Source organism: Salmonella sp. SAL04162 (assembly GCF_046551535.1).
Taxonomy (GTDB): domain Bacteria; phylum Pseudomonadota; class Gammaproteobacteria; order Enterobacterales; family Enterobacteriaceae; genus Salmonella; species Salmonella enterica.
Window position 1 is genome coordinate 1 of the sequence record NZ_JBGDVX010000028.1, and the last position, 1,345, is coordinate 1,345.

The following is a 1,345-nucleotide window of genomic DNA, read 5'->3' on the forward strand; positions in this document are numbered from 1 at the left end:
GCCGGGGAGTGGGTGCAGGTCACCGGCGGCAACGGCGCCGGAAAAACCACCCTGCTGCGCCTGCTGACCGGGCTGGCGCGCCCGGACGGCGGGGAGGTGTACTGGCAGGGCGAACCCCTGCGCCGCGTGCGCGACAGCTTCCATTCCGGCCTGCTGTGGATAGGGCACCAGCCGGGGATAAAAACCCGCCTGACGGCGCGGGAGAACCTGCATTTCTTCCACCCCGGCGACGGCGCGCGTCTCCCGGAGGCGCTGGCGCAGGCCGGGCTGGCGGGATTTGAGGACGTGCCGGTCGCCCGGCTTTCGGCCGGGCAGCAGCGCCGGGTGGCGCTGGCCCGCCTGTGGCTGACCCGCGCCGCGCTGTGGGTGCTCGACGAGCCGTTCACCGCCATTGACGTTAACGGCGTGGCGCGCCTCACCCGGCGGATGGCGGCGCACACGGCGCAGGGCGGGATGGTCATTCTCACCACCCACCAGCCGTTGCCGGGGGCCGCGGACACCGTCCGCCGCCTGGCGCTGACCGGCGGGGAGGCAGGGCTGTGATGTGGCGTGTCTTCTGTCTCGAACTGCGCGTGGCGTTCCGCCACGGCGCGGACATCGCCGGCCCGCTGTGGTTCTTCCTGATGGTCATCACCCTGTTTCCGTTAAGCGTCGGGCCGCAGCCGCAGCTGCTGGCGCGTATCGCGCCGGGCATCATCCAGGTGGCGGCGCTGCTGGCCTCGCTGCTGGCGCTGGAGCGGCTGTTTCGCGACGACCTGCAGGACGGCAGCCTGGAGCAGCTGATGCTGCTGCCGGTGCCGCTGCCGGCGGTGGTGCTGGCGAAGGTGCTGGCCCACTGGGCGGTGACCGGCCTGCCGCTGATTATGCTCTCCCCGCTGGTGGCGCTGCTGCTGGGGATGGACGTGTACGGCTGGAAAATCATGGCGCTGACGCTGCTGCTCGGCACGCCGGCGCTGGGGTTTCTCGCCGCGCCGGGCGTTGCGCTGACGGCCGGCCTGCGGCGCGGCGGCGTCCTGCTGGGCATTCTGGTGCTGCCGCTGAGTGTCCCGGTGCTGATTTTCGCCGCCGCGGCGATGGACGCGGCATCGATGCATTTACCCGCTGACGGCTATCTGGCGGTGCTGGGGGCGCTGCTGGCGGGCAGCGCGACGTTAAGCCCGTTCGCCACCGCGGCGGCGCTGCGCCTCAGCGTGCAGTAGCGCCCCGGCGCGACGGACATTTTACTGGTTTCAGGAGGTCAGGTGACGACTATGTGGAAAACCCTTCATCAGCTGGCGGCGCCGCCCCGGCTGTATCAGATTTGCGGCAGGCTCGTGCCGTGGCTGGCGGCGGCCGGCATCATCGC

The 1,345-nt window shown here is 71.3% G+C and carries 2 protein-coding genes and 1 pseudogene; all 3 read left to right on the forward strand.

The features are described from left to right. Positions 1 to 543: cytochrome c biogenesis heme-transporting ATPase CcmA (gene ccmA, locus ACLJRH_RS25890; RefSeq protein ID WP_052946317.1), on the forward strand; the 543-nt coding region annotated here is incomplete at its 5' end. Beyond that, a complete protein-coding gene (ccmB, locus tag ACLJRH_RS25895) occupies positions 540 to 1,199 on the forward strand; it encodes a heme exporter protein CcmB (RefSeq protein ID WP_000990028.1) in 660 nt (219 codons plus the stop codon). The genes ccmA and ccmB, both read left to right, overlap by 4 nt. Before the next feature lie 51 nt (positions 1,200 to 1,250). Next, positions 1,251 to 1,345, forward strand: a pseudogene (locus tag ACLJRH_RS25900) (heme ABC transporter permease); the annotation flags it as partial.